General features: G+C 68.4%; 12 protein-coding genes, 1 pseudogene and 1 riboswitch. Of the genes and pseudogenes, 6 read left to right on the forward strand and 7 right to left on the reverse strand.

Annotation, left to right across the window (positions count from 1 at the left end; all coding sequences use genetic code 11):
- From JMF86_RS08145 to cobG, 4 genes and pseudogenes are all read right to left on the reverse strand, one after another.
- Positions 1-1,009, reverse strand: a pseudogene (locus JMF86_RS08145) (cobalt-precorrin 5A hydrolase); the annotation flags it as partial.
- Positions 1,006-1,740, reverse strand: a complete 735-nt coding sequence (locus JMF86_RS08150; RefSeq protein WP_201316937.1) for a precorrin-2 C(20)-methyltransferase — start codon at positions 1,738-1,740, stop codon at positions 1,006-1,008. The pseudogene JMF86_RS08145 and the gene JMF86_RS08150, both read right to left, overlap by 4 nt.
- Complete coding sequence (locus JMF86_RS08155) at positions 1,737-2,363, reverse strand: precorrin-8X methylmutase (RefSeq protein ID WP_011545408.1); 627 nt, start codon at positions 2,361-2,363, stop codon at positions 1,737-1,739. The genes JMF86_RS08150 and JMF86_RS08155 overlap by 4 nt, the downstream gene beginning before the upstream one ends.
- A complete protein-coding gene (gene cobG, locus JMF86_RS08160; protein ID WP_171984274.1) occupies positions 2,356-3,756 on the reverse strand; it encodes a precorrin-3B synthase in 1,401 nt (466 codons plus the stop codon). Before cobG ends, JMF86_RS08155 begins: the two co-directional genes overlap by 8 nt.
- 69 nt (positions 3,757-3,825) lie before the next feature.
- Positions 3,826-4,017, reverse strand: a riboswitch (cobalamin riboswitch).
- Positions 4,018-4,230: 213 nt separating this feature from the next.
- Here cobG and cbiE point away from each other — a divergent pair.
- The 4 genes from cbiE to cobM are packed head-to-tail and all read left to right on the forward strand — an operon-like array spanning position 4,231 to position 8,080.
- Complete coding sequence (cbiE, locus tag JMF86_RS08165; protein WP_201316945.1) at positions 4,231-5,493, forward strand: precorrin-6y C5,15-methyltransferase (decarboxylating) subunit CbiE; 1,263 nt, start codon at positions 4,231-4,233, stop codon at positions 5,491-5,493.
- Positions 5,493-6,581 carry a cobalt-precorrin-5B (C(1))-methyltransferase gene (locus JMF86_RS08170; protein ID WP_201316938.1) on the forward strand — a complete coding sequence of 363 codons (1,089 nt, stop codon included), beginning with the start codon at positions 5,493-5,495 and terminating at the stop codon, positions 6,579-6,581. Before cbiE ends, JMF86_RS08170 begins: the two co-directional genes overlap by 1 nt.
- Positions 6,578-7,309, forward strand: coding sequence for a cobalt-precorrin-6A reductase (locus tag JMF86_RS08175; protein WP_027808539.1), 732 nt, complete (start codon positions 6,578-6,580; stop codon positions 7,307-7,309). The genes JMF86_RS08170 and JMF86_RS08175 overlap by 4 nt, the downstream gene beginning before the upstream one ends.
- Before the next feature lie 42 nt (positions 7,310-7,351).
- Positions 7,352-8,080 carry a precorrin-4 C(11)-methyltransferase gene (cobM, locus tag JMF86_RS08180; protein WP_077179531.1) on the forward strand — a complete coding sequence of 243 codons (729 nt, stop codon included), beginning with the start codon at positions 7,352-7,354 and terminating at the stop codon, positions 8,078-8,080.
- A gap of 117 nt (positions 8,081-8,197) precedes the next feature.
- Here cobM and JMF86_RS08185 read toward each other — a convergent pair whose 3' ends face one another.
- Entirely contained in the window at positions 8,198-9,376 is a 1,179-nt protein-coding gene (locus tag JMF86_RS08185) for an MFS transporter (RefSeq protein WP_201316939.1), read from the reverse strand.
- A 130-nt stretch (positions 9,377-9,506) separates the two neighbouring features.
- On the opposite strand from JMF86_RS08185, the gene JMF86_RS08190 reads away from it, so the two are divergent.
- Entirely contained in the window at positions 9,507-10,028 is a 522-nt protein-coding gene (locus tag JMF86_RS08190; RefSeq protein ID WP_054927837.1) for a MarR family winged helix-turn-helix transcriptional regulator, read from the forward strand.
- A gap of 144 nt (positions 10,029-10,172) precedes the next feature.
- On the opposite strand, the gene JMF86_RS08195 is transcribed toward JMF86_RS08190, so the two are convergent.
- Both JMF86_RS08195 and JMF86_RS08200 read right to left on the reverse strand, forming a co-directional pair.
- The gene (locus JMF86_RS08195; RefSeq protein ID WP_082409321.1) at positions 10,173-11,027 is read right to left on the reverse strand and encodes an LPO_1073/Vpar_1526 family protein; all 855 of its coding nucleotides are present in this window, start codon (positions 11,025-11,027) and stop codon (positions 10,173-10,175) included.
- 680 nt (positions 11,028-11,707) lie between these two features.
- Entirely contained in the window at positions 11,708-12,412 is a 705-nt protein-coding gene (locus JMF86_RS08200; RefSeq protein ID WP_054927838.1) for a glutathione binding-like protein, read from the reverse strand.
- A 468-nt stretch (positions 12,413-12,880) separates the two neighbouring features.
- On the opposite strand from JMF86_RS08200, the gene JMF86_RS08205 reads away from it, so the two are divergent.
- Positions 12,881-14,047 (forward strand): ABC transporter substrate-binding protein, encoded by a 1,167-nt coding sequence (locus JMF86_RS08205; RefSeq protein ID WP_011545418.1) that lies wholly within the window; start codon positions 12,881-12,883, stop codon positions 14,045-14,047.
- Positions 14,048-14,065 lie beyond the last annotated feature (18 nt).

Below are 14,065 nucleotides of genomic sequence, written 5' to 3' on the forward strand. Positions count from 1 at the left end.
GCGTGAGCCATGCGGCACCGCCCGGGCCGAGACCGAGCACCGTCAGGCGGCCGCGCGCGCGGCCGAGCGTGGCGGGGTCGACCGGCTGCGACGCGACCGCGCAAGCGAGACCGTTAGATTCTTCACGCAGCGTGTGGGTGACGCGCAATGCGCGGCCGAGCAGCGTGCTGGCGTCGGCAGGCGCGTCGGGATCGCCATCGACGAAACGCAGCGGCACGTCGAGCGTGCTCGCCGCTTCTTCCAATGCGGGTTCGCCGATCGCCGACGCCGGCGCGACGATGGCCGCGAGCGCCAGCCGTGCGAGGCCCTGTGCGTCGAGCATGGCTTCGATGCGCGTGGCAAGCGCTTCGCCTGCATGCACGGCATCCGCGGCAACACCGACCACCACGCTGCGCGGATGAATCACGAGCTCGTCGCGCGCGCCGCGCCACGCATCGGGCGTCACGCGAATCGCGTGCGCAGCCGCGGCATCACGGGGCAGCGCGACGTCGTCGAGCCACGGCGCCGCGCCGTCGACGCGCGTCGACGCGCCCGCGAGCAGGTCGGACACGAAGCGCTTGCCCTGCGCGAGATCGGCGAGCGCATAGCCTTCCGGCGGATTGAGCACGCACGCGCCGAAGCGCAGTTCGCCGCTCGTCGTGATCGCTGGCGCGACGCCGACGCATTCTGCGATTTCGCGCGCGATCACGTTGACGCCGGTCAGCCCGCCGAGCAGCGGCACGACGGCCGAGCCGTCCTCCGCGACCGCGAGCACCGGCGGCTCGACGCCCTTGTCGGCGAGCGCGGGCGCGAGGCAGCGGATCACGATGCCGGCCGCGCACAGCGCGACGATCGGCAGGCCGCGCGCATAGAGTTCGCGCAGGTGCGCGCCGAGTTCGTCGAACGGCACGTCGGCGTCGACACGGGACACGAGACCGTGCACCCGGGCGCCCGGATAACGCGCCTGGATGCGCCGCGCGGTATCGAGCGCGCCCGCGCCGAGAATCACGATCGCGGGCGGGGTCGTCATCCTTGCCATTTTCCCCCCGGCACGACGAGCAGCGAGAAATACGGCGACGCCATCGGATCGACCTCGTCGAGCGGAACGATGCGCTGGTTCGCCATCGTCGCGCGCTCGACGTACCGCGCGCGCTTCGCGAGCCCGAGTTCGTCGAGTACGCGCCGCACCTTGTCGAAATTGCGGCCGAGCTTCATCACGACGGCCGCGTCGGCCCGCGCGAGCCGCTCGCGCAGTTCATGCTCGGGCAGCACGCCCGACAGCACCGACAGGCTCTGGTTGCGATAGACGAGCGGCTGGCCGAGCACGGCCGTGCCGCCGAGCATCGCGCATACGCCCGGGATCACCTCGGTGTCGTAACGCGGCGCGAGGCGATCGTGCAGGTACATGTACGAGCCGTAGAAGAACGGATCGCCTTCGCAGATCACCGCGACGTCGCGGCCCGCATCGAGGTGCGCCGCGACGATCTCGGCCGCGGTGTCGTAGAAATCGGCGATCACCGTCTCGTAGCAGAGCGGCGGCGGCAGCGCCTCCGTCGTCACCGGGTAGACCAGCGGCAGTTGCGTCTGCCCGTCGAGCAGGTGCGCTTCGACGATGCCGTACGCGTTGCCTTTCTTGCCCTTCGCGACGAAATACGCGACCACCGGCGCCGCCTGCAGCACGCGCAGCGCCTTGATCGTCATCAGCTCGGGATCGCCGGGGCCGACGCCGACCCCGAACAGCCGTCCGCGTGCGGTCGTCATTCGACCTCCGTCGCAAGCGCATTGACCGCGGCGGCGGCCATCGCACTGCCGCCGCGCCGGCCGAGCAGCGCGACGTACGGCACGCCGCGGCTGTCGGCGTCGAGCATCGCCTTCGATTCGGCCGCGCCGATGAAGCCGACCGGGAAACCGAGGATCAGCGCGGGCCGCGGCGCGCCGGCGTCGATCATGTCGAGCAGGTGGAACAGCGCGGTCGGCGCATTGCCGATCACGACGACGCTGCCCGCGAGATGCGGGCGCCACAGTTCGAGCGCGGCGGCCGAACGCGTATTGCCGAGGTCGCGCGCGAGGTCGGGCACCTCCGGCTCGCCGAGCGTGCAGATCACGCGGTTGGCCGCCGGCAGCCGCGCACGCGTGATGCCTTCGGCGACCATCCTCGCATCGCACAGGATCGGCGCGCCGGCCGCGAGCGCCGTGCGGCCGGCCGTGCCGGCGCCGGCCGAGAAGCGCAGGTCGTACACGACGTCGACCATCCCGCACGCGTGGATCACGCGCACCGCGAGTTTCTCGAGATCGGGCGGAACCTGCGACAGGTCGGCCTCGGCGCGGATCGTCGCGAACGACTGGCGGTAGATTTCCTGCCCGTCGCGAATGTAGTCAAGCATCGGTGGTGTCCTGGCTGTGCCGCGCGTCCATGAGTCGGACCGCGGCCTGGTCAATCGTCAGATGGCGCGCGAGCGGGGCGCCGAGGCCCGCGGCCGCGTCGCGCCGGTAAAGGTCGTAGTGCGCGGGCGCCACCGCGACGAGCGTATGCGCGGCGGGATGTGGCAGCGCGCAGTGGCGCTCGCAACCGGTCAGGTGCACGTCGAGCGGATGGCCGACGCGCGCGGCGAGCGCGAGCGCATCGTGTTTCGTATCGGCGCGCGCTTTCGCGCAGCCGGCGCTGCCGGTGCAGGCGACGAGTGTCGCGAGCGGGTCGGACGCCGCGCACACGAGGCCGAGCGACGCGAGTGCTGCGCGCATCGCCGCCGTGCGTTCGTTCGGCACGCCGTGCATGAACACGCCTTGCCACGGCGTCATCGACAGCGTGCCGTCGCCGTCGGCCTCGGCCAGCGCGGCAAGCCGCTCCAGTTGCGCCGCGTCGAGCCGCCCGAGCGCGAATTGCGCGCCGACGCTGCAGCGCGCCGCGTCGCGCGACGGAGCCGCGCTGAAACGCAACGCGGGAGCGGTACGCGTGCGCCGCCAGTCGGCAAGCGCCGGATCGGCCGCGAGCGGGAAGGGCAGGTAGTGCGCGGCGCGCGCGAGCAGCGTGCGTTCGTCGCACGTCGCCAGCAACGCGCGCATCCGCGTGACGTCGGCCGGCGCGAGATCGAGGAACGCGAGCAACAGCGCGCGCACCAGTGCGGCGCCCTGTTCCGGCGACACGTCGACCGCAGCGGGCCGGTCGCCGCACGCAACCGGCGGACAGCCGGCCAGCCCCGCCGCGAGACGTACCGCGCCGTCGGCGCGGCGCCATGCGGCCAGCCAGATGTCGTGCGGATGATCGAGCGCCACGACCGCTTCGCCGCCGTCGAGCTGGATCGAGAATTTCGGCGACAGTTCACCGCGGCGCGGCTCGCTCGCCAGCATGTCGAGCAGCGGCGCGGCGAGCGCGTGGCTATCGACGAGCGCGGCGGGGTCGTGCCCGGCAAGCGGGCTCAGCAGCACGTTGCGGACGTCGTCGCTTGTCGCGAGCGCGGCCGTATCGTCGGTGACGTTGCCGGCGCTTGTGCGCGGGCCGAGCCCCGCGTCGAGCAACGCGTGCGCGAGCGCATCGGCCGCGCCGTCGCGAATGCCGCGCAACTGCAGATTCGCGCGATTGGTCGCATCGATCGCGCCGGACCCGTACAGGCGCGCGGCGGCGGCGATCGCGCGTGCCTGATGTGCATCGAGCCGGCCGCCCGGCAGCTTGATCCGGCACAGCCCCCCGTCGGCGGCCGCGACCACGCGCACGAGCCCCGGGCAGGCCGACGGGCGTACGACGGGCGACGCAGGAATCGAAGCGGGGGCGGAATTCAACGGGATACCGGGACAGTGTGTGGCGCCGCGGCCAACGCATCGGTACACCCCGCCCGACGCCGACTGGCACGCACGCACTTTCTGGCCGGCAGGTCTCCTGGCTGACAGGTCGGCGCCGGCTCCCGGCCTTCCCGGTGAAACCAGTGGCATGAGGGGGAGCTCGGCTCGCTGTCTACAGTTGCGGGGGCAGCCACAGCGGCGCGCGGGGCGCCCTGTGTTCCCTCTTCGGCCCCGAAGGGCACCGGCGAACGAACGGCCGTAGGATACCCGATTTCGGCCGCGATTCGCGAGCGGTCGGCCGTTCGCGGCGGGTGAAACGGGCAACGGTCGGACAACGATCGGGCGCGGGCGGGCCGGCAGATGAAACGCCGGGTGGAACACGGTACCATGCCGTTTTTCGCAATGCGGACGGCTGCACCGGCGCTTTCACGGCCGCGCGGCGACACGATGGAATCGAACGATGGGGAAGGGTGCATGACGGCGTGGCTGACGGTAGTGGGCATCGGCGACGACGGTTACGCGGGGCTCGGACGCCACGCGCGGCGCGCGCTGCTCGACGCGACGCACGTGGTCGGCGCGACACGGCATCTCGACATGCTGCCCGCGCGGTTGCGGGCGACGCGCGAAGCATGGCCGTCGCCGTTCGACCTGTCGGGGCTGCTCGCCCGCCGCGGCGCGCCCGTGTGCGTGCTCGCGAGCGGCGACCCGATGCTGTTCGGCGTCGGCGCGACGCTCGCCCGCCAGCTTTCTCCCGACGAATGGCGCGTGCTGCCCGCGCCGTCGTCGCTGTCGCTCGCCGCGGCGCGTCTCGGCTGGGCGCTGCAGGACGTCGGCGCGGTCTCGCTCGTCGGGCGTCCGCTCGCGACGCTGGCCCGCCATCTGCTGCCGGGCCGGCGCCTGTTCGTGCTGAGCGCCAACGGCCGCACGCCGGCCGCGGTCGCGGCCGAACTCGCCGCCCGCGGCTTCGGGCCGACGCGCGTCAGCGTGTTCGAACACCTCGGCGGCCCGCTCGAGCGACGGATCGATGGCCTCGCGCAAGACTGGCACGTCGACGAAACCGCCGCGCTCAACCTCGTCGCGCTCGATTGCCGGGCGGGCCCCGACGCGCCGCGCCGCGCGCTCACGCCCGGCCTGCCCGACGATGCGTACCGCCACGACGGCCAGCTCACCAAGCGCGACCTGCGTGCGATGACGCTCGGGCGTCTCGCGCCCGCGCCAGGCGAACTGCTGTGGGACGTCGGCGCCGGCAGCGGCTCGATCGGCATCGAATGGATGCGCGCGCATCCATCCTGCCAGGCGATCGCGATCGAAGCGCATGCGGAGCGGCAACGCTTCATCGAACACAACCGCGATACGCTCGGTGTGCCGGGCCTGCAACTCGTCGCGGGCCGTGCGCCCGATGCGCTCGCGGGGCTCGCCGCGCCTGACGCGATCTTCATCGGCGGCGGCGCGACGGCGCCCGGCGTGCTCGACGCGTGCTGGGCGTCGTTGAAACCCGGCGGCCGGCTGGTCGCCAACGCGGTCACGCTGCAGGGCGAGATGGCGCTCGCCGCGTGGCGCGACGCGCATGGCGGCACGCTCACGCGCGTGTCGTTCGCGCATGCCGAACCGCTCGGCCGCTTCGACACGTGGCGGCAGCCGTTGCCGGTCACGCTGTACGACGTGCGCAAGTCCGACACGGCAGACGCGACCGACACGGCCGGCTCGTCGAATCCGTCGAACGCAACGGACGCGTGATGCGCGACGAAACCCCCGAACAACCCGCGCCGCTGCGCTTCGGCTACACGACAGGCAGCTGCGCGACCGCGACTTCGCTTGCGGCCGCGCGGCTGCTGCTCGCGGGTCAGGCGGACGACGCGGTCGAGATCGTGCTGCCGAAGGGGCAGCGCGTGATGATGCGGCTCGAGTTCTGCCGCGCGACGGCCGACGGCGCCGAAGCCGGCACGATCAAGGATGCCGGCGACGATCCGGACGTCACGCATGGCGCGCTGATCTTCGCACGCGTCGCGCTCGCGGCGGCGCCCGGCGTGCGCTTTCATGCCGGGCCGGGCGTCGGCACGGTCACGCGCGCGGGGCTGACGTTGCCGGTCGGCGAACCGGCGATCAATCCGGTGCCGCGCCAGATGATGACTACCCACCTCGAAGCGCTCGCCGCTGAACACGGCTACGCGGGCGGCTTCGACGTGACGATCGGCGTCGAAGGCGGCGAGGCGCTTGCGCTGAAGACGATGAACCCGCGCCTGGGCATCGTCGGCGGGCTGTCGATCCTCGGCACGACCGGCATCGTGCGGCCGTTCTCGTGTTCGGCCTATATCGCGTCGATTCATCAGGGCATCGACGTCGCACGGGCGAACGGCATCGCGCATATCGCCGCCTGCACGGGCAACGCCAGCGAGGACGCGATGCGCGCGCACTACCAGTTGCCCGACATGGCGCTGATCGAGATGGGCGATTTCGCGGGCGCGGTGCTCAAGCACCTGCGGCGCGCGCCGGTCGCGCGCCTGTCGATGTGCGGCGGCTTCGGCAAGTTGAGCAAGCTCGCGGCCGGCCATCTCGACCTGCACAGCCGCCATTCGAGCATCGACCTGCCGCTGCTCGCGCAGTGGGCGGCCGAAGCCGGCGCGAACGAGGCGCTGCAGGCCGCGATGCGCGCGGCGAACACCAGCCAGGAAGCGTTGAAACTGGCGCAGGCAGACGGCGTGCCGCTTGGTGACCTCGTCTGCGCGCATGCGCTGCGGGTGGCACGCAACATCGTGCCGCCGTCGGTCACGGTCGAGATGTTCGCGATCGACCGGCAGGGCCGCTTCGTCGGGGTGGCGCGATGAGCCCGCGCATCCTGCTGCTCGGCGGCACCGGCGATGCGCTGAAGATCGCGCGCGCGCTCGGCCCGCATCATGTCTACAGCCTCGCCGGACTCGGCAAGACGCCCGACGATCTGCGCTGCGACGTGCGCGTCGGCGGTTTCGGCGGCGCAGCCGGGCTGACCGCGTATCTGCGCGACGCGGGTATCGGCCTCGTGATCGACGCAACCCATCCGTATGCCGCGCGAATCAGCGCGAACGCCGCGGCGGCGACGCGCGACACGGGCGTGCCTTTATGGGCGCTGCGTCGCGCACCGTGGACGCCTCAACCGGGCGACGACTGGCGCATGGTCGACGACTGGGCCGGTATCGAGGCCGCGCTCGCGCCGTTCAGGCGCCCGCTGTTCACGCTCGGCCGCGAACCGCTCGCGCATCTCGATGCGATTCCGCCACACCAGTTCTGGCTCGTGCGCTGCCTCGATGCGCATCCCGGCAACGCTCGTGCGCAAGTCGTCGCCGCCCGCGGGCCGTTCACGCTCGACGGCGAGCGCGCGCTGTTCGCGCTGGCGGGCATCGACGTCGTCGTCAGCAAGAACAGCGGCGGCGCGGCCACCGAGGCCAAGCTCGACGTCGCGCGCGAACGCAGGCTGCCGGTCGTGATGCTGCGCCGGCCGCCGCTGCCCGATGCCGACCGCGCGTTCGACTCGGTCACGGCACTCATCGACGCACTCGATCCGGCCGCGCGCGCCTGACGCGACGCAGCGGCCACCCAACGAATTGACGGAGAAATTTCGATGACGGTGTATTTCATCGGCGCGGGCCCCGGCGACCCGGAGCTGATCACGGTGAAGGGCCAGCGCCTCGTGCGCACCTGCCCGGTGATCCTGTATGCGGGCTCGCTCGTGCCAGCCGCCGTGCTCGACGGTCATCGCGCGGAGCAGGTCGTGAACACGGCCGAACTCGACCTCGACGCGATCGTCGCGTTGCTCGCGGCCGCACACGCGAAAGGTCAGGACGTCGCGCGCGTGCATTCGGGCGACCCGTCACTGTACGGCGCGATCGGCGAGCAGATCCGCCGCCTGAAAGCGCTCGGGATTCCGTACGAAATCGTGCCGGGCGTGACGGCCACGGCCGCATGCGCGGCGACGCTCGGCGTCGAGCTGACGCTGCCGGGCGTCGCGCAGACGGTGATCCTCACGCGTTTCGCGGGCAAGACGACGATGCCGGAAGGCGAAGCGCTCGGCGCGCTCGCCGCACATCGCGCGACGCTCGCGATCCATCTCGGTGTGCGCCATCTCGCGCGTATCGTCGACGAAGTGCTGCCGCATTACGGCGCCGCTTGCCCGGTGGCGGTGATCTATCGCGCAAGCTGGCCCGACGAGGAACGCGTGACGGGCACGCTGGCCGACATCGTCGGCAAGGTCCAGGGCACGCAGATCGAGCGCACCGCGCTGATCCTGATCGGGCGCGTGCTCGACGCCGAAGGGTTCGCGGATTCGACGCTGTACGCGAGCGCGGGCTGAACGCGCCAGCGCCGTGGCGCCGGGTATCTGGACGGGCCGCGAGGATATTGCTGGTGCGAGCATGCCCGGGACGACACCGGGCAAGCAAGCGCCCGCGCCGCTGGCCCGCGGCGTCGCTCAAACCCGCGCGACGTGCCGCACCAGTTTTGGCGCAAACCCGGACGCGAGCACGAACAGCACGACACACAGGCACGCCATCGCGATCCATGCTGGCGTCAGGTCCGCGAGATGCTGGCGCACGATGCCGGCCGCGAACGGAAACAAGCCGGCGATCAAATAGCCGACACCCTGCACGAACCCCGTCAGCGACGCGGCATCAGCCGGCGTCGCCGCATGGTCGACCGTAACGATCAGCGACAGCGGAAACAGCGCGCCGATTCCCGCGCCGAGCAGCAGCGCGGCCGGCAGCGCGAGCGCGTCGGGTGCGGCCAGCATCACCAGCAACCCTACGCATAGCGACGCGATCGCCGCATGCAGCGCGGGCCGGCGATCGGGGAGGCGATCGATCGTCGCGGAGATCGTCAGCCCCGCGACGACTTCCGCGAGCGTCACGCCACCGAGCAGGCTGCCCGCCGCGGTCGGCGACCAGCCGAGCCGCATGTAGTACGGCGGCAGCCATGCGAGCACGAGCGTGTAGGCGCCGGTCGCGATGCCGAAGAACAGCGCGAGTCGCCAGGCGCGCGGCGAACGCGACGGCCGCGCGCCCGATCCGGATACCGGCCCGCCGGCCAGCGCGTCGCCGCCACGGCTCGCCAGCGGCCACGCCAATGCGGCGAGCGCCGCCGGCAGCGCCCAGCCGGCGAGCGCGGCGAGCCAGCCCCAGCGCGCCGCAGCGAATGGCGCGACGACGCTCGCGAGCACCGCGCCACCCATGATCGACGTCGAATAGACGCCCATCGCGCCGCCGACGCGCGTCGCAAAATGCGCCTTCACGAAGCCGGGCAACAGCGCCTGGACCATCGCGATCCCGACACCCGCGCAACACGCGCTCGCGAGCAGCACCCATGCGTGCTGCGCACCGACGCGCGATGCGCAGGCCAGCCCGATCAGCGCGACGCCGAGCCACACGCCGCCCGCGATCCCGGTGATGCGCTGCAGGCGCCGCGCGCTTAACGCGCCGAGCCCCATCAGCAGGATCGGGATCGTCGTCAGCAGGCTGGCGGTGCCGTCGCCGATCCCCGTCGCGCGCTGGATCATGTCGAGCAGCGGCCCGACCGCGGCGAGCGCCGGCCGCAGGTTCAGCCCGACGAGCACGATCGCGGCGAGCCGCCATCCGGGGGAAGTGAAGCGATTCATTGCATGGCCCTCGATATCGGTGCGCGGCTGCCAGCGAGGCGCCGCGCGTTTTTCAGGTAAAGTATCTCGACATCAAGATAAATGTTGATTTGTCTCGACGTCAAGATAACTGGTAGGCCGAGGAGGGTTAATGGATCGAGCCGAGCATGCGCTCGCGCAATGGCGCGCCGAGCGTCCGGATCTCGACGCAACGTCGATGGTCGTGATGGGGCGGTTGCAGGAAGCCGCGCTCGTGATCGCGCGCGACCGTCTCAATCCGCTGTTCGCGCGCTACGGCATGCAGCCGGGCGAATTCGACGTGCTCGCGACGCTGCGGCGCAGCGGTGCGCCATACGCGCTGACGCCGACCGCGCTGTACGACGCGCTGATGATGTCGTCGGGCGGGATGACCGCACGCATCGACCGGTTGCAGAAGGCGGGGTGGGTCGAGCGTCGGCCGAATCCGGCGGACGGGCGCGGCACGCTCGTGGCGCTGACCGACGCCGGGCGGGCGCTGATCGATGAGGCGGTTGTTGCGCATATCGACAATCAGCGTGCGGTGCTGGCTGCGTTGTCGGATGCGGAACAGGCGCAGTTGTCGGAACTGCTGGGGAAGTTGCTGGCGGGGCTGGAACGTGCGACGCCAGAAGGGGAGGCAGGGACGCCGCGTTGAAGAATGCGTGATGGAAACGTACGCGGCAGGCAAAAAAGTTCTTCGTGAATTTTTCGTGGACGTCGCTTGCCGACCCAGACCTGACCTTCGAGGTTACCTAAAGCGGTCACTCGTTCGGCGTCGCGCTGCAGAGGATACTCCGCGTTACTTCAGCCAAATCGAATAATCTAGCTTACCAAGAATTGCGGAAAGGTTTGCTATTGCGATAGCTTGTCCGACACTGGTGAGGTTAATAGTGAACAGATTTTCTTTTGTAAATTGATCCAACAACAAGAGATACGACGGTGCCAGTTTTGACAAGCCCTCTTTGAAAGAAGCTACGTTTTCATACCCAAAGTAGGCGTAAGTGTTGGCGCGCACGGCCTCATAAATGTCGCCACTGACCACCGCGTTTATTGAGCAGGCTCCAGCATATTGAATATGTTGCTTCTGCGATATCGAGAGATCAAATCCTGTCTTTGTCGAATTGACTATAGGGCGCGCAAACGCCTCCAATCCGGCGGCCGATGGAAGGCCGTTGACAGTCACCGATGTGACGAAATGATAGAATGAAATTAGAGCAATTTGCGGAGCGGTTAGCTTTGGGACAACAGTCACTGCCTCAGACAGCACCGTGTCTTTATAGTCCGTTGATTGTGTAGAAACACGTTCAGCAATCAACGAGGACAAGACTTGCGGGTTCGCGGCGGTCCCTTTACGGGCGCTAGCTTGAACTGCGTCGTTGACTGCCGCCTGTACATCGGGCTCTCGAAACTTGTCGAGAACGATAGAAGCAGCTTCGTGAATGAGTTTCTGCTCAAGCGTGGACGCAAAATCACGAACGTGTTGTTCAGCTGTCCGCTTAGCCTCCTCACGAAGCTCGGGAAAGTTGCTCCGCAAGAACAGTGCGCACAACTCGCGAACTTCGGCGACAGAAAGACCGTGGTAGTTAACGTCTCGGCCAGCTTGGATCGCGACCGCCCCGGTCGCGGCGGTTTGGTCTTGTTTGTCCCCGATCATCGTGTTTCTCACCGATTGATTTTATTTACGTTCGCGTCCCGGCCAGCTTGAATTCCTATCGAGCCGCCCGAAACGTCTTGCGATTGCGGGCGCCGGCCAGCACGCATTTTTGTGACTAGAAATGCTGATATGAGGACTGCGAGCGCACCTAAAGCGGCGACGGCCGAGTCGAAGCCGGGTCGGAAAATTACCCAAATGACGGCAAGGATGAACGCAAAGGCCGAAGAGGCCCGAAAAGCTAAAAGCATAGTATCCACGATCCCCGTTATTGTCGAAATCGCCCTCAAGCCACCGTCGACTGCTCATCGCCCTGTTTTCAATGGCGTCCAATCGAAAATGACGCTCGTCGGATAGATTGGTTCGGTGAATTATACTCGACTTGCACACGTCACGGTTTCCAGTTGACATGTCCTCAACAGGCAATTCACTGCATCAATAATGTTTCTTCCGAGCCATGATGGAGTTGGAGTACGAGAGACCATCCCGGCACCGCTATGAGGCTCCGATCTCTAGAAACTGTCTAACCCACTCGATGGCCGCTTTTGGCCAAACACCGACAGTGTTCCCAGCGTTCCCCGAAAATTCATGATGAGCAAAAAAAATGCCCACCGCGCATTGCGGTGGGCCTGACTCGAGCGTGGCGCGGGCCGCGGACGGCATGCCCGCTGCCGCCCGGTCACTCAGCCCCGCGCCGGAATATTGAGCCCCCGCGCAACAGCTGGCCGCGCAACAAACGCGTCGAGCACCCGCTTGACGTTCCGGAATTCGCTGAACCCGACCAGATCACCCGCCTCATAGAAGCCAACCAGGTTACGCACCCACGGGAAGATCGCAATATCGGCGATCGTATAGGTATCGCCCATCACCCACTGGCGATTCGCGAGATGCGCGTCGAGCACGCCGAGCAGGCGCTTCGACTCGTCGACATAACGGTCGCGCGGACGCTTGTCCTCATAATCGCGGCCGGCGAACTTGTGGAAGAAGCCGAGCTGGCCGAACATCGGCCCGATGCCGCCCATCTGGAACATCACCCACTGGATCGTCTCGTAGCGGCCCGCGAGATCCTTCGGGATCAGCTGGCCCGTCTTGTCCGCGAGATAGATCAGGATCGCGCCCGATTCGAACAGCGGCAGCGGCTGCCCGTCGGGACCATTCGGATCGATGATCGCGGGGATCTTGTTGTTCGGGTTCAGCGACAGGAATTCGGGCGAAAACTGGTCGTTCGTGTCGAAGCGCACGAGGTGCGGCTCGTACGGCAGGCCGGTTTCCTCGAGCATGATCGACACCTTGACGCCGTTCGGCGTCGGCAGCGAGTAGAGCTGGAGACGGTCGGGGTGCTGGGCCGGCCATTTTTGCGTGATCGGGAAGGCAGACAGATCGGGCATGAAGGTTCGCTCGTCGAAGTGAATGATCCGCGCTCCGCCGGGCCGCCGCGCTCGCGCACGGTTCGCGGCGCGGCGGCAGGGCGGAGCGCGCCGAAAGCGCCCACTGTAGCCGATCCGGGGAATCGATGCAGGGGTCGGCCGGCCGGCGGCGATTCGGCACGATCGCCGTGTTCGGCGCCGCTCACGGTGCCGCAAGACACGGCGGGCAACGTGTTTCCGGCGGCCGACGGACCGCAAACGGCCCGGTGCGTTTCGTCTCGCACGAGATACGACGTCTTAACACCCTGCATCAATCGACTCTACTCCCACCGCCAGCCTCGACCACCGCGCATTTCCTCGACAAACGGAAGCTTTTTGTCAGGGAAAGTCCCGCCCCGAATCTGGTGGTTTTTTGTTGACCGACATCGTATAACGCCGTCATGATTTCCTGACAAGAAAGGTCCCATCCACCGACCGAAGTGAGGAGACATGAACACCACCCCGATCGCTCGCCGCGTCCGCCGGATCGCACTCGCACTGGGCTTCACGCTGTCGGCCGCCGCGGCCGTGGCAGCCCCCGTATCGCTGAACATCGTCGACGTCGCCGGCAACCTGCAGCTCACGCAGAAGGCCATCGAGGCGTTCAAGGAGAAGAACCCGGGTCTCGTCGCGAACGTCACGTTCACGAACGCACCCGCGCCGCAGTTGCCGGGCAAGATCAAGGCGATGCAGGCGGCGGGGCGCTCCGACATCGACCTCGTGCTGACCGGCACCGACGCGCTGGCCGCCGGCATCGAGCAGAACCTGTGGCAGAAGCTGCTACCCGACAACGCGGCCGCGCTCCCCGGCGTGCTCGACAAGTACGCGCCGGGCCCGCGCAAGATGCAGGATCTCGCGCAGGGCTTCGGCCTCGAAGTGACCTACATGCCGGCCGGCCCGCTGCTCGAATACAACCCGGCGAAGGTCAGCGACCCGCCGAAGACGCCCGACCAGTTGCTCGCGTGGTGCAAGGCGCACCCGAACAAGCTGATCTATGCGCGCCCCGCGAACTCGGGCCCCGGCCGCACGTTCCTGATGGGGCTGCCGTACGTGCTCGGCGACAAGAATCCGCAGGACCCGATCAACGGCTGGGACAAGACCTGGGCGTTCCTGAAACAGTTGAACGAATGCGTGCCGTACTACCCGGGCGGCACGTCGGCGGTGATGAAGGAGCTCGGCGAAGGCACGCGCGACATGACCGTGACCGTCACCGGCTGGGACCTGAACCCGCGCGCGCTCGGCATCGTGCCGGCCGAGTTCAAGATCCAGGCGTTCGACAACATGACGTGGGTCAACGACGCGCACTACATGGTGATCCCGAAGGGCGTGCCGAAGGAAAAGCTCGACGTGCTGTTCAAGCTGATGAACTTCCTGCTCGAACCGGCGCAGCAGGCGATGACCTACGACGACGGCTACTTCTACCCGGGCCCGGCGGTGAAGGGCGTGACGCTCGAGATGGCGCCCGCGCACAGCCAGGAAGTGATCAGGAAATTCGGCCGGCCCGAATACGCAAAGCTGCTCGCCGATCGCCCACACGTGCAGCCGCTCAACGCGCAGGCGATGGTCGCCGCATTCCAGAAATGGGATCGCGAGATTGGTTCGCAGAAATCGAAGTGACGCCTGAACCGGCGGGCG

It is taken from the genome of Burkholderia sp. E168m15 (genome assembly GCF_016586105.1).
Classification (GTDB): domain Bacteria; phylum Pseudomonadota; class Gammaproteobacteria; order Burkholderiales; family Burkholderiaceae; genus Burkholderia; species Burkholderia orbicola.

Bases quoted from the DNA above. Each gene is read 5' to 3' on its own strand.
- JMF86_RS08150 (WP_201316937.1), bottom strand. From the start codon at position 1,740: ATGACGACCGCACGCGGACGGCTGTTCGGGGTCGGCGTCGGCCCCGGC.
- JMF86_RS08155 (WP_011545408.1), bottom strand. From the start codon at position 2,363: ATGCTTGACTACATTCGCGACGGGCAGGAAATCTACCGCCAGTCGTTC.
- cbiE (WP_201316945.1), top strand. From the start codon at position 4,231: ATGACGGCGTGGCTGACGGTAGTGGGCATCGGCGACGACGGTTACGCG.
- JMF86_RS08170 (WP_201316938.1), top strand. From the start codon at position 5,493: ATGCGCGACGAAACCCCCGAACAACCCGCGCCGCTGCGCTTCGGCTAC.
- JMF86_RS08175 (WP_027808539.1), top strand. From the start codon at position 6,578: ATGAGCCCGCGCATCCTGCTGCTCGGCGGCACCGGCGATGCGCTGAAG.
- cobM (WP_077179531.1), top strand. From the start codon at position 7,352: ATGACGGTGTATTTCATCGGCGCGGGCCCCGGCGACCCGGAGCTGATC.
- JMF86_RS08185 (WP_201316939.1), bottom strand. From the start codon at position 9,376: ATGAATCGCTTCACTTCCCCCGGATGGCGGCTCGCCGCGATCGTGCTC.
- JMF86_RS08190 (WP_054927837.1), top strand. From the start codon at position 9,507: ATGGATCGAGCCGAGCATGCGCTCGCGCAATGGCGCGCCGAGCGTCCG.
- JMF86_RS08195 (WP_082409321.1), bottom strand. From the start codon at position 11,027: ATGATCGGGGACAAACAAGACCAAACCGCCGCGACCGGGGCGGTCGCG.
- JMF86_RS08200 (WP_054927838.1), bottom strand. From the start codon at position 12,412: ATGCCCGATCTGTCTGCCTTCCCGATCACGCAAAAATGGCCGGCCCAG.
- JMF86_RS08205 (WP_011545418.1), top strand. From the start codon at position 12,881: ATGAACACCACCCCGATCGCTCGCCGCGTCCGCCGGATCGCACTCGCA.